The sequence below is a fragment of the ANME-2 cluster archaeon genome (assembly GCA_014237145.1).
Taxonomy (GTDB): Archaea; Halobacteriota; Methanosarcinia; order Methanosarcinales; family Methanocomedenaceae; genus Methanocomedens_A.
This window is the reverse complement of the sequence record JAAXOC010000092.1, coordinates 20,597-41,021: the sequence shown is the minus strand read 5'-3', so window position 1 is coordinate 41,021 and position 20,425 is coordinate 20,597. Positions and strand designations below refer to the sequence as shown.

The following is a 20,425-nucleotide window of genomic DNA, read 5'->3' as shown; positions in this document are numbered from 1 at the left end:
ATGATTCATTATTAAGAGATTTCTTTACTGGAAATAAAGATGTTACCTTGACGCTTGTTGACCTTGAAGAGCGGATAAAACGGCTTGATGACAATTTAAGTAATTTTAAAGTAGCAGAGGATTATAACGCCGTTCAGTTGGAAGCAGATCGGGTGGAGAAGGAACTTTATTCATTAAATAATCGCGTTATAATGTTGCAAAACAATATAGAGAATATTGATAAAAATCTCGAATTTTCCCCAGACATAAATAAAGAGAATATCAAAGCTATTTACAGAGAATCAAAGATTCATTTTCCTGAAAATATGACAAAAACGTTGGATGAGCTGGAAGTATTTTATGAAAAATTGATATCCAATCGTAAAAGAAGATTAATTGAACAGCAAAATAAACTGAAACTGGAACAACAAAATAAAAAAGCAGGTGTTGGAACACTACAGAAAGATTTTGATAAGCTTATGCAGTATCTCGGGGAGCATCAGGCACTTGATCTTTTTGTAAGCCTTAGCAGTAAAAATGCAGAATTAAAAGCGGAGTGTGACAGTCTCAAAAAATACCAAGAGCTACAGTCTGAATATAAAATTAAAGAAAGGCAGTCTGAGAAAGATTTTATAGAGCTTACAGAAGTTACAGAACAATATTTAACCGAAATCGAGCCTGATACGGTCGTATTGCGAGACTATTTTAGAAGACTTGCGAAAATATTCTATCCTGATAGCGTGGCAGGTCTTACCATAGAGTGTAATGATGGAGAAAATCAGTTGCTGTTTAACATTGATGCTAAAATCGAATCAGATGCTTCTGACGGCATCAACAATGTCAAAATTTTCTGTTACGATTTGACGATACTATTTGAAGGACATAACCACAATATTGATTTTGTTTTTCATGATAGCAGGCTTTTTGACGGCATGGACGAAATACGAAAATCAAGTATGTTTAAAACCGTTTATCAAAAGTTTACACAAGTAAATAAACAGTATATTGCAACGGTAAATCAGAATCAGCTTGAAGAAATCAAAAAACATATAAAAGGTGATGAGTTTGAAAAAATTATTACTCAGAATACAGTATTAACTCTAACTGATGAATCAGATTATGAAAAATTGCTAGGTATCAAAGTGGATATACCGGACGAATAAAGTCAATAAACAAAAAACGATAAAAACCCTTATACACCCGCGCCGGTATGCCTCGATTTTTCCAATCTGAGGTCCATGACTGTGGTTGATGACAGATAATCTTCAGATAATCTCATATTTTCTTAGTTTTATCTGAATGCTTATCACACAAAACAAAACTAAGGACAATTGTATTAATTTTAACTGTCAAAGTTGGGTAATAAGCAGCTACCTATAGTTCACCAAAGTCAATAAGTGTTTGATCAGAACTTCTCTATGCTGCACTGGATATTACGACAACCGTTACTGTTTCGCTCATCTACCCGCTGTTTTACAAGTTCAGCCATACCGCCACTGGCCAGTATCAGGCAGTCCAGGCCCCGCAGGGCTGACAGCATGGCAGACTGGATGACATCGACCTCAAAATCAGGATGGATCCCTGCCTTTGCCGCAGTTACCTTGGCAGAAGTGCCCATTGCACCCACCCTGTTAAAAGTCGCCCCGTCCACTAATGCCTGAAGATCACCGATATCCACATTCTTTGAACCGCCTTCCATCACCCTGGGTATCCGGACTACATGGATGCGGCCGGTCCCGGACGTAAGCGAACCCCTGACACCCTCAATTAGTACCTCATCACCAGCAGCAGCATCGGATAATGCCAGACCGGCAGCCTCCTGCTGTGTATACGGCACGGCCACAATAGTGCCTTCCCGTATGAATAACCCTACCTGCTGTCCTTTAGGGATATCACAATCAGCCACCGCACACCTCACACCAATATACGGCCCCTCCACCGAGTCCACTAGGTCAAGGAGCGTCATGGGGGCGTGTCCATCAGCAATCCCCCTTGCCTCAAATTCCCTGAAGGTCTCAACAATAGTGGGAAGTTTCAGTTTTGTATTCTCCATAAGTATCCTGTCTGAAAAAATACGGGACGGATGCCCTTTATTGTATACCTTGCCACCATTCAGGACATACACAACATCAGCCCATTTTGATGCGAGGTCCACATCATGGGTGGAAATGATGATGGTCTTTCCAAAATGTTTCAACTCGTTGAGCAGCTCTACAATTTCACTGGCTCCGGCAGGGTCAAGGTTGGACAGGGGCTCATCAAGGATGATAACCTCAGGTTCCATGGCGAACACACCTGCAATTGCAACCTTTTTCTTCTGTCCGCCGCTCAGGTGATGAGGTGGTTTGTCCCTGAGTTCGGTAAGACCAAAGTATTTCAGGGTATGATTTACACAACTTTCGACCTTTTCTTCAGGGAGTCCCAGGTTGACAGGACCAAAAGCCACATCATGATATACAGTAGGGGCAAATAGCTGGTCGTCAGAGTTCTGGAACACAATCCCTATCTGCCTTCGAACTTCACGTAGCGACTTTGCATCGTACTTTATCGGCCTGCCCTGAAAAAGCACCTCCCCTTGACTGGGTTTCAGGGTACCGTTCAATAGCAGGAACAGCGTTGATTTTCCAGAGCCATTTGGGCCAACGAAGGCTATCCTCTTGCCCTTTTCAATTTCGATGTCGATACCATCAACTGCAAGTGTCCCGTCCGGGTATGCATATTCCAGGTTCCGTGTTTCAAGAATAATCATGTTTTTTTTTCATACTATAGACATGTTTTTCGTGGAAAAAGAAATTGCAATTATTGAAATAACGTAAAGTGAGGTGAGTACCAATTCAAAGGCTTTAACCGGTTTTTTTGAGGAGAACATAGCCAGTTTCCCGTCATAACACCTGGAGTCCATTGTTATATATAGTCTTTCTCCCTGTTCCCATGACCTGATGAACAGGGTGCCTGCAAGCATGCCAGTAGAATGCAGCGAAGTCAGAAAATCCTTATAACCCAGCCTTACAGTCTGGGCGTATTTTATGCTCACTGCCACTTCCAGCAGGACAAAGATATAACGGTATATCAGCATTGAGAGTTCGATGAAAACATCCGGTACCCTGGATGTCTTGAGCACTGAAAATAGTTCGACCATAGGTGTTGAGAGTGCAAGAAAGAACATGCAGCACATTCCGCTAAGCGTTCTAGCCATAATAAGTACCGCCATATTCAACCCCTGGCTGCGAATCACCAGATGATACCTAAGTATATCAATTGATGCAATTTCATTTCCTGAGCCAAAGAAGAACAGTATGACAATAGACCCGGTGGCTGCAAAACCCAGAGGCAGAGCTATCAGCTTTAAATAGAACTTTACAGGGACCTTTGCCAGGACAACTGCTGCAAAACCCATACATAAAGCTATGAACAGGGGTGTTACCGGGGATGCAGCCGATACGCCACCAAGCACCCCTACGGCAACCACGGTGAGTTTTAACCAGTTGTTACTGTGCCGCAGTGGGCTTGCCAGTGCATAATCATCCAGCAGGTTATTCATGTTTTTGTCCATGTATAGGAAATTATAAACGCATTTCGATATTGATATAGGTAATTTTCTTAGTTTCAATCAAATCCTTTGACAGGATTTACAGGATATACAGGACTGGATCTTATCCTGTCAATCCAGTTCATCCTGTCTGGAATTTTCATTTTCTTTATTGATTTTGAGAGTGAATTACGCCGGCTGTTTCTTGCCCCTGTAATATCCGAAATAATATCCTATGACCAGGGCTCCGATGGCAGCCTGGAGTGAAAAAAGGAGGCTTTCTATCTCGCCGCTGGGAGGCTCCCAGATGGGGTCGGCTATAGGTTCATAGGTGCCGCCGGTCAATTCTTCTATTACACCCTCTGCCTCGCCATCCGCACCGCCGAATTCTGCGTCCGTGGTTGAGGAGATATAAAGGAACTGGGCAGTGAAGATTAATATTATAACAGCTACGATGATTTCCAGTTTCATGTTGTCAACTCCTTGATCTTGCGCAATCCGGCCTCGCTTAAAACATCAAGTTTTACCAGCACATCGCTTTTGACCTGGATCACATACTTGAAGATCAGCACAGTAATGGCTCCTTCAATTATAGCCAGCGGAACCTGTGTGACTGCAAAGATGGTTGCAAAGGCTTTAAATGATGTAAGTACGCCCCCGGTCTGCGCCGGGAATGCCAGGGCCAGTTCAATTGAGGTAACTACGTAGGTGGCCAGGTCTGCAAGTGAGCATGCCAGGAACACAGCAATATAGAAATTAAGTCCTGCTTTCGTGCATGCCTTGTAGATTACAAATGCAATAACTGGACCTGCGATTCCCATGGAGAATACATTGGCTCCCAGTGTGGTCAGACCACCATGGGCCAGGAACAGGGCCTGGTACAGCAGTACGATCAAACCGAGTACGGCTGAGATGGCTGGCCCGAATAATATGGCTGCTAAACCTGTACCTGTGGGATGGGAACAGCTTCCTGTCACTGAAGGTAATTTGAGTGAGGACAGGATGAATATGTATGCTCCGGCCACAGCCAGTAGTGGCAAAAGGTCACGTTTGTTCTTGATCAGTACATTCAGTTTATAGATGCCATAAATTATTACAGGTAGTGATATGAAAATCCATATCCACCACCAAGGGCTTGGTAAAAAACCTTCCATAATATGCATAAATTTCACCTGTTGTATTTCTTGTTATAACTCAAGCAAATTGGTGTTATAACAAGTTTAATTGATTTAATATATCATATATAAGGATTGCTAAATGTTTAACATTTAACACAATATTCAGTAGAATCAGTACGGATCTTCACTACGTACCTGGTTATTCCAGTGATGAGCAGGCTATTTCATCATTCCAAGGAAATAATAATGTATCCTCAGGTCGTCAGTAAGTTCCGGATGGAATGCCAGCCCTAAAATATTTCCCTGCCTGGCTGCCACTATCTTATCGTTAAAACGTGCAAGTACTTCTACATCCGGTCCCACCCTGGTGATCACAGGGGCACGGATGAACACCACATTATACGGTGAATCCAGCATCGATATCTCAAGCGGTATTTCAAAGGACTTCCTCTGGCCGCCGAAAGCGTTGCGGTCCACACTGATATCCATTAAACCCAGCAGCTGCTGCCCAGTCCGCAGAACCTGCTCTCCGCCATCCTTTGCCAGCAGTACCAGGCCGGCACAGGTGCCCATTATAGGTTTGCCTGCGGCGGCGGCTTCCTTGATCTCGACATCTATGCCCTCACGGGCCATAAGCCGCCCAAGTGTGGTGCTCTCGCCGCCGGGCAGGATAATGGCGTCGCATGTTGGGATGGTGCCGCTGTGGCGTACAGGGAGCACTTCTCCGGGGATGCCCATATCTTCCATTGCTTTCTTAGCAGATTCAATGTGTTCTTCTACATTTCCCTGTATCGCAATTACTGCAATTCTCATAGTATCGTTTTATTAAACTCCGAAATGACGGATATGTTCCTTCTCTTGCCGTACTTCTATTATTCATATGGCTCATCAATAATATTTGTATTTATTTTCACACTATCGCATATCCCACCATAATGCAATACAACTTGGAATTCACACATGGTGGTTCACTCCCACTTCCCACTTCCACCCGTTCATCTTCGTATCCAAGCCGCTCAAAAACAGCAATAGGTACATCAATTCCCATATCTAGCAACATTGCTGCTACCTGCTCCACCCCGAATTCATATGCCGGAAGTAAAAAAACAGTAAATCCCAAAGTTATAGCTGATCTTAGTTTCACAGCAGCAGGAGCCGGGTCCCTTCCATGTGCAGTAATAACTACAATTCCGGATTGGTCGATATGAAGCCTGGCACATGCTGCCTGCAGTGAAGAAATGCCAGGTATCACTACATCGCCAGGTCTCGCATATTTACCAAGTCCTGAAAGGTTCGGGTCTCCTGTAGACAGCACAACCGCATTATCAGGCAGTTCATGCAATCTTGAATAATCCTTTATATGTTTGATCTCACAGCAAATATGTTCTGCTGCCAGTTCAATTGCACGCTCTGAACCGTAAATCACCTCTGCATGCTGTATAGCCTTTGCTGCTTCCACTGTCAGCATACCCGGACCCACACCTACACCTACGATCTTCACAACACACCACCTGAGTCACGAATTACGGCACCACTCCTGTCAACAAGCACAATCCTTGCACCTTTTGATCTTTCTACTGCAGCAGCCACTGCATTATCGATCAACTGACTATTTCTATCTGTTTCTATTAATTCCTGTACCGTATTAAACCCTGATGCAATCAGAATACCAGGTACGGCCCATTTGAGTATCAGGCCTGGCAGGCCGCATATAATTGTTTCGCCTCCGGATGCATTGATGCCTTCATCGATCCTGCTGCCTACCATAACTACTGTATGTTCGGGAAACAGCATCTGGGAATAACGCATACCTATTCTTCCTGTCGTCAGTACTACCCTGGATGCATCACTGACCAATTCCATTTTAACCTCACCCAGGTGGTCACTCCATGGTTCGACAAATCCGGTAGTACCTAAAACAGAGATACCCCCCATTACTCCAATAGTAGAATTCAATGTTTTTTCAGACACCTTCCTACCATCAGGTACGGATAATGTAACAACAGCACCCTCAAGTCCGGTCTCGCTCAATCCTTCCTTAATAGCATCCATTATCTGGAGTTCAGGTACAGGATTAATAGCAGGTTCGCCCACCTTTACTTGTAAGCCTCCCTTTGTGACCGTACCTATACCATCTGCAGCTATCAAAGAAATATCCTTAGCAGGATGCGCTTTAGCTACAAACACCAGCCCGCCTATTACATCACTTTCATGATCTCCTGGTATTTTCACAACTTCTGCCCTTCCTGCCAAAGCCCTTACATCCAGCTTTGCTCTTATACCGCAAGGTGTGGGAACCGAAACTGTCGTGATCATATCCTTTTTCTTCAGGGACAGGACTGCTGACTTGGCAGCAGCTGCAGATGTAGTTCCCGTAGTAAATCCCCGATTAAGGATATCTCCATTCGAAAGCACTACCAGCAGTCCGTCAGAAACGCCTTTTTTAAGTTCATCCAGTGGTATTGCAACCTTATCTATCCATTCCTGCGGAATGGTAAAATTATTTACAGGATCTATCAGGATCATATTATCAGAATGTGTGTTTCATGCATACTATTGGCAGTTAAATTTCATGCATACTACGGCAGTTGTGTTTCCTGCACACTATCTGCGGCTGTATTCCCTGCACATATCCACAAACCGTTCCATGGATGCAGAAGCAGGATGGGTATGCATATAACCAGCCAGTGTATTATATACCATAAGTCCATCCTTTGCGTCCTCTATACCTTTCCCTCTATTCATACTGTACGCAAACCTGGCATCACGGTCGCATTCGGTTATAGAATAATGGAACTCATGTCCTCTTATTACCTGTCCCTTTAATGATAGAGGATTATCACACACAACTTCTGCTTCAGTATATCCCAATGCCTGAAATCTCCCTACCATGCTCGACCTGGCATCCAGTACACCAGCCATTTTGTATGTATGTCCTTCAATTTCCAGACTTTTTCCCAGATACATCAGCCCGCCGCATTCCGCATATATTGGCATACCGTCCACGGTAGCCTTCCTGATGCCAGTTAGCGCACTGCCGGATGAGAGTTCGGCAGGAAACAGTTCTGGATACCCGCCGCCTAATATCAATCCATCAATATCAGGCAGATCATCTGACATGGGACTGAAAAATACAAGCTTAGCACCAAGCTTTTGTAATTCATCCATCATTTCCTGATAATAAAAACAAAAAGCACCATCCATTGCTACGCCTATTATAACATTGAATCGTTTTTCTTTACCTATTTCTGTATTTCCATCTTCATTTATTTTTTTTATATTTTTCGGGATATCAGGTATTGATGATATCCCAAGCAAAGCATTCATATCAACATTTGCATCAATAAAATCTGCAAGTTTATCGTAATCCTGCATCTGCTCATGAGCCATATACAGTCCCAGATGCCTGGATGGCAGGAAAAGTTCCCTGTTCGAAGGAAGAGACCCTATTACCGGAATATCAATACCTTCAGCCTTTAGCGCATCTTCCACAAGTTTACGGTGCCTGGGGCTGCCTACCTGATTTAATACCAGTCCGGCAATGTTAACATCCGGGTCCAGCATCTGGTATCCTTTTGCCACAGCCGCTGCACTGCGTGACATGCCGTGGACATTGATAACCAGCAGCACAGGTATACCTAATGTTTTAGCAACGTGGGCACTGCTTGCGATCTGGGTGGATTCAATACCATCATACAGGCCCATTACACCTTCTATAATGGATATGTCTGAGTTTTGATATTTAGCAAAGGTTCTGCATACTCCCTTTGTACCCATGATGTAAGAATCAAGGTTCATGGAGGGATTACCGCTGATAGCTGTATGGTGTGAAGGGTCTATAAAATCCGGTCCGACCTTGAAAGGCTGGACTGACATACCCCTGCGTGTAAGTGCTGCCATTAATCCAAGTGATACTGTAGTTTTACCCACACCGCTGTGGGTCCCTGTGATCATCACAGCTTTTGTCATAGGATTTATACCTTGCCTGACATGATTATCATCTCATTAATGCAGGCTACTGCCACAGGTGTACCCCCCCTGGTTCCAGTGCAGATTATGGATGGTATGTCTATTTTCCTTATCTTTTCTTTTGATTCGGCAGCGTTCACGAATCCCACAGGAACAGCCACGATCATGACCGGCCTGATACCATATTCCACCATACGGGAAACAGTAATAGCAGCCGAAGGTGCATTTCCAATGACTATAATAGAATTCTCAAGACCCTGTGCAGCACTCAGAAAACCCGCCGATGTCCTGGTAATACCTAACTTTTGGGCAAGTTGTGGAGCACCTTCTATATCCAGTACGCACTCTATTTGACACTCATGTCCTTTCTTGATAATACCTGTCTTTACCATCCTTATATCAGTATATATAGTCACACCTGCAGATATGGCACCAATCCCGGCTTTAACCGGGTCATTGCTAAACACCAGCAGGTCCTTAATTGCCGGATCTCCAGTGGCTACTACACAGCGCTGGCGTATCCCATCTTCCGGACCATTATCTCCTACGATCTCTCTTGCAATAGCGCGGCCTGCTTCTGATATAGTCATGGCTTCAGGAGTTGTAGCTCCCGGTTCTATACATCTTCGGACAAGTTCGGGATCGATTTTCTTAGTATGCTGTCCGGCGGTTGTTAATAGATCAGTAGTCATATTTCTTATGATACCCCCTTGGTGTGATTATCCTGGAATTCCATATTCCGGATTCACTGTTTCCAATGATCACCGTAGTTCTCATGTCCACTTCATCGTCATATTCCAGCACTTTACCCAGTGTGGTTACGATGACTGATTCACCTTGACTGCGCAGCGCATTTTTAACAATACCTACAGGTACGGTATCTTCCCTGCTGCGCCGGATAATTTTAACAGCTTTTTGAAAGTTATTGTTCCTCTGCCTGCTTTTTGGATTATAGATACCTATTACCATATCTGCCTTTGTCGTTGCATGCAAACGTTTCTCAATAGTATCCCATGGTGTGAGCAGATCACTCAGACTGATCACTGCAAAATCCGTAACAACAGGAGCACCCAGCAAACTTGCCACAGCACTTAAAGCTGTTACACCAGGCACGATCTCAATATATGCTTGTGAATTTTCATGCCTGGCTACTTCCAGCACCAGACCTGCCATACCATAAATATTGGAATCACCACCACTGACCATAGCCACGGTATTGTCCCGGGCTAACTGGATGGCTTTTTTTGCCCTTTCCACTTCTTGCCCCATTGTTGATCTTATCACCTGCTGGCTTTTTACCAGATGGCTGATCTGATCGAGATATGTACTGTTACCGATAATGATATCTGCATTCTTTATTACATCTGTTGCTTTTATGGTCATATGATCGGGCGACCCAGGCCCGATCCCTACTACATAGAGCATCCCGTTATTGTGCGATTGCGATGGTGACATTGTCATATACCTTCTTTTTCATAATCAGTTTATTTTCCCGGCTCAAGGCCAGTGCACAAGGTTCACATACGCCATTGAGTCCCAGTCTTTTTGCCTCGGATGCGGAAGGTACATTGATGGAATTGATCACTTTAGCAGGGATAAATACGATCTGTCCCCCCATCCCAAAAACAGCTTCAATAAGTCCGGATTCATTCTCTTTGATCGTTGCAGAGGCAAACAGTTCAACATCCGATAATTTCAATTCTTGCTCAGCCAGAGCTTTATTCACAGCATCTACAACATTGCCTGAACTCACATCGCGTCTGGTACCTATACCTATAATAACACCTGTCTTCTGGTTATCTCCTTCTTCCCTCACTCCTTCCACCTCTACCCCTTCTTTCCTCACTCCTTTATTTTTAAGCACTGTAACATCAGGGTCAACCATAACCACTTTTGGTCCTGAGATATTGATCACTGGCAGGTCTGACTTGAGCAAATAGGAATTCACTGCCCTGGTGGAATCCCTGTTCACTATCTCGCAGTCCAGTGTATCTGCTATAGTTTCCACACTGGGCCGGTGCAATACTTCAGTAGCTGTAGTTATTACCGGATGTGCTCCGGATTTTGCGAGACGCTTTGCAAGTTCATTAGCACCATGATGACCGCCGCATAATGATATAGCATTATTGAGTCCTGCATCTACCACTACAACCGGCGGGTCATCCCATTTGTCCTTAAGTAAGGGGGCGAGCTGCCTTACTGCAATGCCGCATGCCATTACCGCTATGATGGCTTCATACTCTGAAAATGCCTTTTTAAAAGCATTATCATCAAACAGTATCAGGTCTCCACCTATACATTCCCTGACCTTGACGGCTGCTTCATAATTATGCTGCAGGTAAATTATTGCGGTGAGTATAAATGAGACCTCCTGTACTGTACTGGATCCACCACTCCGCCGATGAGTATCATAGCAGATTGGGTAAGTCCTGCTGTTATGACCTTTTCTGCGATATCTTTGACTGTACCTTTGATTATCTTTTGGTCTTTCCAGGAGGCATGATAGACCACAGCTACAGGTGTATCAGGAGGATATTCCACTGTTTTCATAATTTCATCTATTGTATGGGTTCCTAAGAATACTGCCATGGTTGCACCGTGCCTGGATAGTGCTTTTAAGTCATCTTCCTTTAGGGTCTCTCCTGCGGGTCTGGAAATGATCAGTGTTTCACTAACTCCTTTTAATGTCAACTGGATACCCAGTGCTGCGCTGGTGGCAAATAAAGAAGATACTCCGGGTATGATCTCTACTTCAACATTGTGTTTTGCCAGTTCATCGATCTGTTCTATGATCGCACCATATAACGACGGGTCACCACTATGCAGCCTGACTACCTTTTCACCTCTACTGAGAGCTTCTACCATTGTACTGGTGATATCTTCAAGTTGCATCCCGTAGCTGTTGATCTTTTGTGCATCTGTACTGCTAAGCAGTTCAGGATTTACCAGTGAGCCTGCATATACTATCAGGTCGGCACTGTTAAGCAGTCTTTGTCCTTTCACTGTAATTAGTTCAGGGTCGCCGGGACCTGCTCCTATAAAATATATTTTGCTATTATCGCAATTATTATTTTTATTACGATCATTGCTATTATTATTTTTATTATCAGTCACGTTGTTTCCTCGCATGGATGATACTGAAATAGTCGCCTGTATCAGGCATATCGTCTGTATTCGTAATTATCTCTTCGGTGTCTGAGAATAAACGCTGGCCCAGAATGAAATCACTAAATCCCTCTAAGCGCAGTGTTTCGACGATCTTTTTTGGTTGTCTGGCTTTTAAGATTATTCTATCATTGACAGGGCTTCCGTCACTAACCGTAAAGGAGGTATCTATACTGATATTGGTTCTGGATGCAAAAGCCGTTATAGAACTGATGCCCGGAATAGTTTCAATGAAAATCCCGGGATGGCGCAGTTTGATGATCCTGCTAAGGTGTGTGAAGGTACTAAAGAAATTGGGATCGCCAATAAGACCGAAAGCTGCCAGTCCATCTCTTGCATATTCAGCCACCTTATCAGCATTATTTTCCCAGTGGGACTGTAATACATCTTTATCCCTTGTCATAGGAAATTCCAGTATATGCGGCGTACCATATGGTTCAACCAGATCAGATGCCAGACGCCCGGGTACAAAAATAATATCAGCACGCTTCAAGGTCTCAACAGCTTTAATTGTCATCAGGTCAGGATCACCCGGACCAAGTCCTACTCCAACCAGCATTTAAGGCTCCTCCCTGTATGCTTCTTTGCTGGTATCACCAACAATGATATAAACAGGGTTTAAAGGTTTGAATGCAATCTCACCTGCAAGTTCATAGCTTTTTGATATCTGGACATGTACTACTTCACTGAATATTTCCAGATCCTGCATGATCTTAATGATGTTTGTAACTGTCTGTATCCTGACGGCATTTACCACAATCCTGTTTGTTACTTTTTTCTTCAACTGCTGCAGTACGGGTTTGATATTTCTTGTCCCTCCTATGAATGCACAGTCAAGGAGCGGCAGTTCATCCAGCACGCCTGGTGCCTCACCTTGAATTAATTTAATGTTGTTGATGTGTGATTCTTTTATGTTCTTTTCTGTAACTGTTATTGCTTCTTCCCTGGAGTCAATAGCATATACAAAACCTGCTTTTTTGGCGGCCAGAATGGATATACTACCGGTTCCGCACCCGATATCGGCAATCACATCACCGGGAGAAGGTTTTAGTTTTAAAAGTGTTATTGCTGCAATTTCAGGTTTTGTAGGTCCGCCTTTTACTATTTCCATTGGTGATCACTGAATAATATATTGATTTGCATCCGTCCTTGAAAAACACTTCGTTTTCGACAACAAATTTATCTTGATTATCTAAATAGGTACCTATAAGGCTTCTCTATATGGAATAAGTGTGAAGAGCCTACTTTCCGCAGTTTCGAAAAAGCTTGAATTTCCATTAAATTCACGGGTCATAAAAAATCTATATTCTACGTAACTGGGTACCGATTATCCTGTCAAGCATCTTGATGAACTCGGATTTTGCTTCTTTTGGGATGGTAGCTCCTGCGGCAATATCATGGCCGCCCCCCATTCCATTTACTGACCCGGCAGCACTGCTCATGGCCGCAGAAAGGTTCAGGCCCTTGTGCACAAGGTCATAGTTTCCCCTGCCGGAAACTTTCACGCCATCCCGGGCATCTGCAAATGCGATTATGGGCAGTTTCCTGTTACCAACAACACTTACACTCATTCCTGCTACTATACCAACGATCGTATCCTTGATCTTATGACCTGCATCAAAATACTGCAGGTTTTCAAGTGTTGTCACACCCCGCTCTTTCACCAGGTTGATCCCTTCAACCAGATTGCGTCTATGCTCTGCCAGGAGCTGTATAGCATTCTCGTATTCTTTATCCCTGTCCCCCCGGCATACGGCAAGGCCGGTCATAGCACGGTCATACCTGGCAGTTGCATTGAGCAGTGTCGAGTATTCGGAAGCATCCCTGGTTTCAGTACCTTCGCGCTCACGCAAAAGAGTATATACCTCCCCCACCAGTCTTTCGATCTTATTTACAGCAATTCCCGCACTCATACAGTACTGTATCAGACCAGAGATCACCCTCTGCTTCTCATCCTGTTCCAGGTCTATCCACCTCAACCACTTCTCGCCCTGGAAACGCAAGCCCGTATTCTTTAAAAATCCGATACATGCCTCCTCATTCCCTGACAGGCCTGGTAGATAGGGGTCTGAAGAATATTGCAGCATCTTAAAGATCGGTCTGGTCTGTTTTCCAAACATTGTCAGGTCACGCTGGCAGTGTATGGCCCCATTTTCCATGCCCAGCTTCACTATCTGTCGGTTAATTCCTATCAGCTTGCCCTGCTTGACATGCTGCAGGTCCCCTACCGCACCTACTACAGCCAGGTCGGCCAGATCGTCATTACGGCCCATGGCCCGTGCCAGTAAAAACGTTACTCCTGACCCGCTGATCTCGTATGCACCATTGATATTGAACACATGTGGGTTAAGATGGTAAGGGCCGTCACCTGTAGGTATATGGTGGTCAGATACCACAGCACTTAGACCCAGGCTGTTGATCTGTTCAAGCATACCACTGCCCAGGTCAGTAAATACTGTTATGGAAGGGTTAGTATCAGCAATCTTCTCAAGGATAGATTCATCAAGCTGACGCACAAAATCCACTGAATAATCCTTACCCGCCCTCTCAAGGGCAGTGCATATAATGGCAGCAGATGTCAATCCGTCAGCATCGATGTGGGATACTACATGGATGTTATTCTCTTTTAATATGGCAGCAGCACACTGCCTGGCCCGTGTTTCCAACCTGTGCATGCCTTATAGTTCGTTAGTGGAAGATATTTTCATGTCAACCGGCACTTTGGTAACATTCCCTATCTTGGCACCGATGATCTCCCTGACATTCTTTTCAGCAGCAATATCTACCAGGCGTTGTGTCACTACACCATCGAAAATCACGCTTTTAACCTTGCTGTCCACGTCTTTCATTGAGTTTGCCAGGTCCCTGACCATGACTTCCTTGATCACGGCCTTATTCTCATCCAGGAACCGCCCGCTCAAAGTACCGCTCAGTTCACTCATTTGTTCCTTAAACTCACCTGAAACTGTAGATTGAGTCTTTACAGGTCTCCGACGCTGTCTTTCCACACCACGGGACTTTACAGCAGGTTTGACTATCCTTGGCCTGACATCCCTGCGTTCTTCCCTGCGCTTCGGATGGGATGAAGTCCTGGCTTTCCGTCCCCCGATCTGGTACATATCCATGGCCTGTTCCACAGGTATCTTCTGGCGCAGGGATTTGATTATCTCCCTCTGGACCAGTTCTTCCACGCCTTTTCCATCCGGGGCTCTTGCTATGAAATCAATTTCAGCAACCTGGAGCAGTTCCTTGATGATCAGTTCACCACCCCGGTCACCATCCGTGAATGCAGTGACCTTCTTATTCTTGCAGATATCAATGACTGCCTTGGGTACATTTGTACCCCCCACGGCAACTGAATTCTTTATACCGTATCGCAGCAGGTTCAGCACATCAGCCCGTCCCTCTACTACAATAATGGCATCCGAATCCGCAACATTGGGGCCGCATGGGATATCGTCTTTACCTAAAAAGACCATTTCCTTGACCCTTACAGCTTGTTTTACCTCATCAGTGATCTCCTGGCTTTCAGGGATGTTCTCGTCGAACATTTCTGTGAGGATGTGCTTGGCCCTGTTTACTATATGGTGTCGTTTTGATGCACGTATATCCTCGATCTTGGTTATATCGATATTTGCAATACAAGGCCCGATCCTGTCGATAGTTTCCAGGGAAGCTGCCAGGACAGCGGTCTCGGTCTTATCAAGGCTTGATGGGATATCGATAGTACCATTTGATTTACCGCCTGTTGATTTTATATTTACCTCGATCCTGCCGATCCGTCCGGTTTTCTGGAGTTCCCTCAGATCAAGGTCATTGCCTAATAGTCCTTCTGTCTGCCCGAATATTGCACCGACAACATCAGGTCGTTCCACTATTCCGTCTGCTTTTATTTTTGAATGGATTATATATTTGGTAGTGTCTGTATCTTGCATAATGTATACCTCAAAGTATGTCTAAGAAGTAGGTAAGAAAAATCCAATCCGATCAAGACATGGCCAGATAATAAATTATTTACAAATATCTACAATTAAATAATTTCACCAATACTTATACCAGTACACCTCCACTGTCTGGAAATCCCGGTATGAATCATTTATCAGTTACATATTATTCTTGATACTTCGATTTTATTATCTTTATGTGCAAGGGCTCTGGAAACATATTCATTATTGCCCATCAGTCCCTTTTCTCTCCCGGATACCTGATACTGATCATGGCATCCGATTGCTTCCATGTAGTTAATTATTTGAATGTGCGAAATTTCTATCTACTTAATTATCACAGATTGTCTATATTATTATTATGTATTATTGTATATTTATAGTAATATATATGACATAATATATGTTGTGTGGTCACATTGTTTTGTATTACCTCACACCCATAGTATTACATATTATATAATAAATGTTACAAATTAATATTTCCATATATTATCATACTTTTATTGTATTATATATCACTTATTAATATTATCATATATTTAAGTATATCATATATTTTGTAATGAATGAAACACATTGCATCAATAATCAGATCAATGTAATTTTCATACCCCTATTTTTGTAGAAAATGTATAATAAACTTATGGTATGAAAATAGAGAATGTCACGTAAATTCATATACAATTAAAAATGTTTCAAATTATGTCGCAGATTTGAAATGTGAGTATCTAAGCTTTCAATATCCTTTATCCTTTTTTGTACGAGGTTTTTGATCTTCTTACGAATATCCATATTAACAGCTGCACTGGTGCTTCTCAGGTAACCTTCCATAAGGGAAGCCAGTTTATCACCTTTTTCATCCCAATCGGTGAGTACGATCACGTTATTGTATTCCCTGGCCACATCTTCACAAAACACAAGAATTGACTTTTTTGTACCCAGCTCGATGTCACCGGTAATTCCCAAGGCCCTCAGGGCTTTCCTGTCTCTTTTTCCTTCAACAATGATGACTGCCCCCTTATCAGACATCTGTTGAAGTTCAAGGATCAGTCCTTCCAGTTTTTCAAGCCTTTCAAGATCATCCAAAAGAGCCACCCCAAAACATGACGTCCTAAACTGCTTTAAACTTTATCTATCAGGGATTCCATCAAGCTATTGACCTGTTCCAAATTCATTCCCATGACACGGATTGTTTTTTTATGAGCAGTATGTCCCGAAATAAGGGTAACATCATTTTCTTTGATCCCCAGCATCCCTGAAAGTTCCTGTATCAACTGCTGGTTTGCCTTACCTTTCTGCGCTTCCCGGGAAAGCCGGACCTCGATACGTTTTCTCCAGGGATTGTAACCACTGGGAACTTTTACGGTTTTAGTACCGGGTGTAACTTCAATATCGATAAGTACCCCATCGCGCCCCTCTCTTACAGCATCTTTTACAGACATGATCCATTTACTGGTATTTTTCGTATGAAAGTTTATTTCTTTTACGGAATATTGCCAGATTTACCAGCGGCTCACCTTTTTCATCCATCATTGAATTGAGAGTGACCTCAACTGGGAATGCTGTCCCGTCCTTCTTCCTTCCAAGGATCAGGCCGTTCCAATAACCATATTTTTTCATGGCAGGCATTACATTTTCATTAAAGTTGGATATGTCCTCCTCTGCATAGAATATGCTTGCATGCTGTCCAATTAATTCCATTCTACTATATCCGAACATTTTTGCGCCTGCTTCATTAATGAATGTGATATTATAGTCAGCATCCGAGACATCAATACCATCCAAGGTAAGATTGAGGGCTTTATTGAATATCAATATGTTCTGTTCTGCTTTTAACCGCTTGTCAAGATTCCTGGCAATACCTTGAACTGCCACGGGCTTACCGTCCTTTAATATTGGCCGCATATTGAATTCAATGAACAATCTGGCCCCATCCGTCCGTATCACTTCCAGTATAACCGGAAATCGTATCTCTTCACCTTGAGCTAACAGGTTTATTACGAATTCTGCAACTTCCTGGCTTTCTTCTGTCAGAAAATCCCTTATATTTGACCGCAAAATATCTTTTTCGCCCATGAGTAATGTATCTAGTCCGGCCTTGTTCATAGAAAGAATATTACCTTTCAGGTCATGGGTATATATTATATCCACCGCATTATCCAAAAGGTCCTGATAGATTTCCCGGGATTTGTGTAACTGATCTATCAGATTGGCTTGCTTAATGAAATTACCCAACTGCCTGCCAATAATTGAAAATAATCGTTTTTCTAATTCTGTGAATTCATGTATACCCGATAAACTTATCATTAATATTCCATTGATGGAATTCTCAATGATCAGGGGAATACCTGCAAAAGAACGGAATCCTTCATTTATTGCCGAGATTTTTCTTCCAGTGTCTGCGTAAGGAACAGGGGCAAGTACATCCTGGATCACAACTACCTTTCCTTCATCCATTACAGGTAGCAGCCTCTTCCATTCCCTGGTAATTTCACTATGCTTTTGTAAAAATTCTTCTGAAAGGGTGGAATGTACTGTCAATATGTAGTTACCGGTCTCTCTATTAAGAATGTATATGCCGCCGGATTCCATTTTAATGATTTCCAGCACTTTGTCGAGCAATTCTGAAAGGGTTTTTTCAAAGGGATTTTTCCTGGAGACAATTAAAGAAATTTGATTAAATAACTCAAGTATTTTAAATACGTTGTATTTCTCCAGCTCAAGTAAATTGTCAGGCTGGTGTTTTTCAAAAAACCCGTGAATTGAGACAAGTTTTCCTCCATTGTCATGGATTGGAAATAATGTATGTGATAGGGTAATTCCTTTAATACTTGCAAGGTTGTACTCGATTTTTGAACAGGTGTCTTCATTTATTGCTGATTGAAAATTTTCCCTTACTTTATCCCTGTCCTTACTATGGACCCATTCTAAAGTTGAAAAATCTATCATATCCGGGCATTCATCTGGTCGTACATTGAAAATATTTTCGCACGTTTTATCAATATACATCAGTTTACCGTTCTTATCTACCAGAAAATGAGTGTTTTCAAAAATCTCGGGTATGCCATGTCTACTTATGTTCATTGATGTCCATGCCTGGCTGATAGATGACATACATGATATGTTCTATCATTGCCTATTTAACAATAACGCATGACAGTGCAAAGTATTTTGTATAAATTTTTAACACCGTGGGTAGTGAGAGACCATCGACTACTGTGTACCTATCTCAAGGCTTGAGCAGCATCGACAGGAGGAAGCCAGGCTGCTCCCCGGAATGAAGCGAACTGATGAACCAGTGTTTACTGTACCTGGGTTGGGTAAGTCCCGCCCTGGGGAGCGGCAGGACCGTGAGGTGATTATGATACTTCCGGATGGCAGGTGTGTGTACCGGTTCTATCCCGGGGAGTCCGGGATGGAGCTTGTAGAGCCCAGTAATTATATGAATGTTTCCGTATACCGCCATCTAAAACGGTTGTACTATGATTGCGAGGATGTTGATGAGAATAAATTTATATAGTATTATTCGGTGATGTCCTGCAAGTCGTGGCTTTACACACTAATCGTTATGCTGGGAGGCAATTTGCAGATTTTCGACATATTACTTAAAATCAATATCAGTAACGTACTTGAATAATAACTAAGTGTATCAAATCACGTAACTTAGGACACCACCTATTATTCCTGGGTGTCAGTGAACATAAAAGTAAAGAATATAATGGAAAATAAAAATAAAAAAATTGAGTGATCCCGGGAAACCCAGGATCAGATTTAATTAACCTTAATGGAATTTAAGATTAATATTTAAAGTGGATAGAATCTCAACTGTACAAGCCTTAATCCATTGTTGTCGTAATCCCAGAAATATCCTTCAAGACTCTCATCAAAGATGTCTACTGTAATCCACTTTCCAGATTCTTCATCAAAGTAGGTAATTGTGGTCAACTCTTGTGTTACATCACCAAATGTAGACTTCCCTTTCTCTCTAACTAAAATGACATTATTGGTAGAGCAAACCGTTTCATTTGCTTCAGAATCAAAGGCACATGTGGTTATATTTCCATTTCCACCTGGTTTACCAAGTGGTCTTATATAAACTTCATATGCACCAGGTACAAATTCAGTAACTTCTCCTGTAGCGGGATCAGTAACATATGTATTTTCTGGCTTAGGCAGTTGGAAAACTGCTTTTCCATCTGTTCCATCAGCGTCAATTACTTCGAAAGGTCCTTCCTCAAGAGAGATTTTTGTACGTTTATACAAATTAACAAATATCCGATGTCCATTGTTGTCATCATTTGGAAGTATATCTATCTTATCTTTACCAATCAAGTTCAAGTTGTAATGCTGCCCACTTGGAGCACCATTCCCTTTATTGTCATTCCCTGCAAGAGCACCTGGCACTAAAGCCACAATTGACAATACCATTATTGCAGCAAGAACAGCTGCTAACATGTTTTTATTTTTCATTTATTTTTTCTCCACGAATTTTTCAATTGTTTCACCATGAATGGTGTCGCATAAAACAGTATTAATATAATTATATATAAATATATTCTACATTATAATAATGAGGAAATAATAGTTGGTTTTATATGTTTCACAATTAATATATAATTATGTAGCGGAATGATTATGAAAATTTTCACCCTGAATCCGGCATCAATATATTCTCATTAATATAAATTAAAAGAAATATTTACATTAAATCAATAAAT

General features: G+C 42.5%; 23 protein-coding genes. 2 read left to right on the top strand and 21 right to left on the bottom strand.

All coding sequences use genetic code 11. From position 1 onward, the window contains the following. Positions 1-47 precede the first annotated feature (47 nt). A complete protein-coding gene (locus HF974_12120) occupies positions 48-1,142 on the top strand; it encodes a DUF2326 domain-containing protein (GenBank protein MBC2699054.1) in 1,095 nt (364 codons plus the stop codon). A gap of 242 nt (positions 1,143-1,384) precedes the next feature. Here the strand turns inward: HF974_12120 and HF974_12115 are convergent, their stop codons facing one another. From HF974_12115 to HF974_12020, 20 genes are all read right to left on the bottom strand, one after another. Continuing rightward, positions 1,385-2,728, bottom strand: coding sequence for an ATP-binding cassette domain-containing protein (locus HF974_12115; GenBank protein ID MBC2699053.1), 1,344 nt, complete (start codon positions 2,726-2,728; stop codon positions 1,385-1,387). Positions 2,729-2,737: 9 nt separating this feature from the next. After that, the gene (gene cbiQ, locus HF974_12110; protein MBC2699052.1) at positions 2,738-3,520 is read right to left on the bottom strand and encodes a cobalt ECF transporter T component CbiQ; all 783 of its coding nucleotides are present in this window, start codon (positions 3,518-3,520) and stop codon (positions 2,738-2,740) included. A gap of 177 nt (positions 3,521-3,697) precedes the next feature. Beyond that, positions 3,698-3,979 (bottom strand): energy-coupling factor ABC transporter substrate-binding protein, encoded by a 282-nt coding sequence (locus tag HF974_12105; protein MBC2699051.1) that lies wholly within the window; start codon positions 3,977-3,979, stop codon positions 3,698-3,700. After that, positions 3,976-4,671: an energy-coupling factor ABC transporter permease gene (locus tag HF974_12100; GenBank protein ID MBC2699050.1), complete on the bottom strand. Its 696-nt coding sequence runs from the start codon at positions 4,669-4,671 to the stop codon at positions 3,976-3,978. The genes HF974_12105 and HF974_12100 overlap by 4 nt, the downstream gene beginning before the upstream one ends. Before the next feature lie 174 nt (positions 4,672-4,845). Beyond that, a complete protein-coding gene (gene pdxT, locus HF974_12095) occupies positions 4,846-5,439 on the bottom strand; it encodes a pyridoxal 5'-phosphate synthase glutaminase subunit PdxT (protein ID MBC2699049.1) in 594 nt (197 codons plus the stop codon). 97 nt (positions 5,440-5,536) lie between these two features. After that, the gene (locus HF974_12090; protein MBC2699048.1) at positions 5,537-6,127 is read right to left on the bottom strand and encodes a cobalt-precorrin-7 (C(5))-methyltransferase; all 591 of its coding nucleotides are present in this window, start codon (positions 6,125-6,127) and stop codon (positions 5,537-5,539) included. Then, positions 6,124-7,146, bottom strand: coding sequence for a cobalt-precorrin-5B (C(1))-methyltransferase (locus HF974_12085; GenBank protein MBC2699047.1), 1,023 nt, complete (start codon positions 7,144-7,146; stop codon positions 6,124-6,126). Before HF974_12085 ends, HF974_12090 begins: the two co-directional genes overlap by 4 nt. 84 nt (positions 7,147-7,230) lie before the next feature. After that, positions 7,231-8,595, bottom strand: coding sequence for a cobyrinate a,c-diamide synthase (locus HF974_12080; GenBank protein ID MBC2699046.1), 1,365 nt, complete (start codon positions 8,593-8,595; stop codon positions 7,231-7,233). 5 nt (positions 8,596-8,600) lie between these two features. Then, the gene (locus tag HF974_12075) at positions 8,601-9,287 is read right to left on the bottom strand and encodes a precorrin-8X methylmutase (GenBank protein MBC2699045.1); all 687 of its coding nucleotides are present in this window, start codon (positions 9,285-9,287) and stop codon (positions 8,601-8,603) included. Continuing rightward, on the bottom strand, positions 9,277-10,056 hold the full coding sequence (cobJ, locus tag HF974_12070; GenBank protein ID MBC2699044.1) for a precorrin-3B C(17)-methyltransferase: 780 nt from the start codon (positions 10,054-10,056) through the stop codon (positions 9,277-9,279). Before cobJ ends, HF974_12075 begins: the two co-directional genes overlap by 11 nt. Next, positions 10,025-11,014 carry a cobalt-precorrin 5A hydrolase gene (cbiG, locus tag HF974_12065; protein MBC2699043.1) on the bottom strand — a complete coding sequence of 330 codons (990 nt, stop codon included), beginning with the start codon at positions 11,012-11,014 and terminating at the stop codon, positions 10,025-10,027. The genes cobJ and cbiG overlap by 32 nt, the downstream gene beginning before the upstream one ends. After that, positions 10,939-11,724 (bottom strand): precorrin-4 C(11)-methyltransferase, encoded by a 786-nt coding sequence (cobM, locus tag HF974_12060; protein ID MBC2699042.1) that lies wholly within the window; start codon positions 11,722-11,724, stop codon positions 10,939-10,941. The genes cbiG and cobM overlap by 76 nt, the downstream gene beginning before the upstream one ends. Next, the gene (locus HF974_12055; protein ID MBC2699041.1) at positions 11,702-12,319 is read right to left on the bottom strand and encodes a cobalt-factor II C(20)-methyltransferase; all 618 of its coding nucleotides are present in this window, start codon (positions 12,317-12,319) and stop codon (positions 11,702-11,704) included. Before HF974_12055 ends, cobM begins: the two co-directional genes overlap by 23 nt. Further along, positions 12,320-12,871, bottom strand: a complete 552-nt coding sequence (gene cbiT, locus HF974_12050) for a precorrin-6Y C5,15-methyltransferase (decarboxylating) subunit CbiT (GenBank protein MBC2699040.1) — start codon at positions 12,869-12,871, stop codon at positions 12,320-12,322. It abuts the gene before it with no gap. A gap of 190 nt (positions 12,872-13,061) precedes the next feature. Beyond that, the gene (locus HF974_12045; GenBank protein ID MBC2699039.1) at positions 13,062-14,435 is read right to left on the bottom strand and encodes a DHH family phosphoesterase; all 1,374 of its coding nucleotides are present in this window, start codon (positions 14,433-14,435) and stop codon (positions 13,062-13,064) included. 3 nt (positions 14,436-14,438) lie between these two features. After that, on the bottom strand, positions 14,439-15,695 hold the full coding sequence (locus HF974_12040) for a DNA primase (GenBank protein MBC2699038.1): 1,257 nt from the start codon (positions 15,693-15,695) through the stop codon (positions 14,439-14,441). 164 nt (positions 15,696-15,859) lie between these two features. After that, positions 15,860-15,997, bottom strand: a complete 138-nt coding sequence (locus tag HF974_12035; GenBank protein MBC2699037.1) for a hypothetical protein — start codon at positions 15,995-15,997, stop codon at positions 15,860-15,862. Positions 15,998-16,391: 394 nt separating this feature from the next. Then, a complete protein-coding gene (locus HF974_12030; GenBank protein MBC2699036.1) occupies positions 16,392-16,793 on the bottom strand; it encodes a DNA primase in 402 nt (133 codons plus the stop codon). A gap of 35 nt (positions 16,794-16,828) precedes the next feature. Continuing rightward, a complete protein-coding gene (locus tag HF974_12025; protein ID MBC2699035.1) occupies positions 16,829-17,149 on the bottom strand; it encodes a YggU family protein in 321 nt (106 codons plus the stop codon). Positions 17,150-17,156: 7 nt separating this feature from the next. Next, entirely contained in the window at positions 17,157-18,821 is a 1,665-nt protein-coding gene (locus HF974_12020) for a PAS domain S-box protein (GenBank protein MBC2699034.1), read from the bottom strand. A gap of 163 nt (positions 18,822-18,984) precedes the next feature. On the opposite strand from HF974_12020, the gene HF974_12015 reads away from it, so the two are divergent. Beyond that, complete coding sequence (locus HF974_12015; GenBank protein ID MBC2699033.1) at positions 18,985-19,227, top strand: hypothetical protein; 243 nt, start codon at positions 18,985-18,987, stop codon at positions 19,225-19,227. Positions 19,228-19,511: 284 nt separating this feature from the next. On the opposite strand, the gene HF974_12010 is transcribed toward HF974_12015, so the two are convergent. Beyond that, positions 19,512-20,177 (bottom strand): hypothetical protein, encoded by a 666-nt coding sequence (locus HF974_12010; GenBank protein ID MBC2699032.1) that lies wholly within the window; start codon positions 20,175-20,177, stop codon positions 19,512-19,514. Between the last annotated feature and the right edge of the window lie 248 nt (positions 20,178-20,425).

What these genes read in the sequence shown, in the direction of transcription:
- cbiT (MBC2699040.1), bottom strand. Translation starts at nt 12,871, where the DNA reads ATGGAAATAGTAAAAGGCGGACCTACAAAACCTGAAATTGCAGCAATA.
- HF974_12035 (MBC2699037.1), bottom strand. Translation starts at nt 15,997, where the DNA reads ATGGAAGCAATCGGATGCCATGATCAGTATCAGGTATCCGGGAGAGAA.
- HF974_12105 (MBC2699051.1), bottom strand. Translation starts at nt 3,979, where the DNA reads ATGAAACTGGAAATCATCGTAGCTGTTATAATATTAATCTTCACTGCC.
- HF974_12010 (MBC2699032.1), bottom strand. Translation starts at nt 20,177, where the DNA reads ATGAAAAATAAAAACATGTTAGCAGCTGTTCTTGCTGCAATAATGGTA.
- HF974_12080 (MBC2699046.1), bottom strand. Translation starts at nt 8,595, where the DNA reads ATGACAAAAGCTGTGATGATCACAGGGACCCACAGCGGTGTGGGTAAA.
- HF974_12115 (MBC2699053.1), bottom strand. Translation starts at nt 2,728, where the DNA reads ATGATTATTCTTGAAACACGGAACCTGGAATATGCATACCCGGACGGG.
- HF974_12055 (MBC2699041.1), bottom strand. Translation starts at nt 12,319, where the DNA reads ATGCTGGTTGGAGTAGGACTTGGTCCGGGTGATCCTGACCTGATGACA.
- HF974_12020 (MBC2699034.1), bottom strand. Translation starts at nt 18,821, where the DNA reads ATGTCATCTATCAGCCAGGCATGGACATCAATGAACATAAGTAGACAT.
- cobM (MBC2699042.1), bottom strand. Translation starts at nt 11,724, where the DNA reads ATGCGAGGAAACAACGTGACTGATAATAAAAATAATAATAGCAATGAT.
- HF974_12100 (MBC2699050.1), bottom strand. Translation starts at nt 4,671, where the DNA reads ATGCATATTATGGAAGGTTTTTTACCAAGCCCTTGGTGGTGGATATGG.
- HF974_12015 (MBC2699033.1), top strand. Translation starts at nt 18,985, where the DNA reads ATGAAGCGAACTGATGAACCAGTGTTTACTGTACCTGGGTTGGGTAAG.
- HF974_12075 (MBC2699045.1), bottom strand. Translation starts at nt 9,287, where the DNA reads ATGACTACTGATCTATTAACAACCGCCGGACAGCATACTAAGAAAATC.
- cbiQ (MBC2699052.1), bottom strand. Translation starts at nt 3,520, where the DNA reads ATGAATAACCTGCTGGATGATTATGCACTGGCAAGCCCACTGCGGCAC.
- HF974_12040 (MBC2699038.1), bottom strand. Translation starts at nt 15,695, where the DNA reads ATGCAAGATACAGACACTACCAAATATATAATCCATTCAAAAATAAAA.
- HF974_12045 (MBC2699039.1), bottom strand. Translation starts at nt 14,435, where the DNA reads ATGCACAGGTTGGAAACACGGGCCAGGCAGTGTGCTGCTGCCATATTA.
- HF974_12025 (MBC2699035.1), bottom strand. Translation starts at nt 17,149, where the DNA reads ATGTCTGTAAAAGATGCTGTAAGAGAGGGGCGCGATGGGGTACTTATC.
- cobJ (MBC2699044.1), bottom strand. Translation starts at nt 10,056, where the DNA reads ATGACAATGTCACCATCGCAATCGCACAATAACGGGATGCTCTATGTA.
- pdxT (MBC2699049.1), bottom strand. Translation starts at nt 5,439, where the DNA reads ATGAGAATTGCAGTAATTGCGATACAGGGAAATGTAGAAGAACACATT.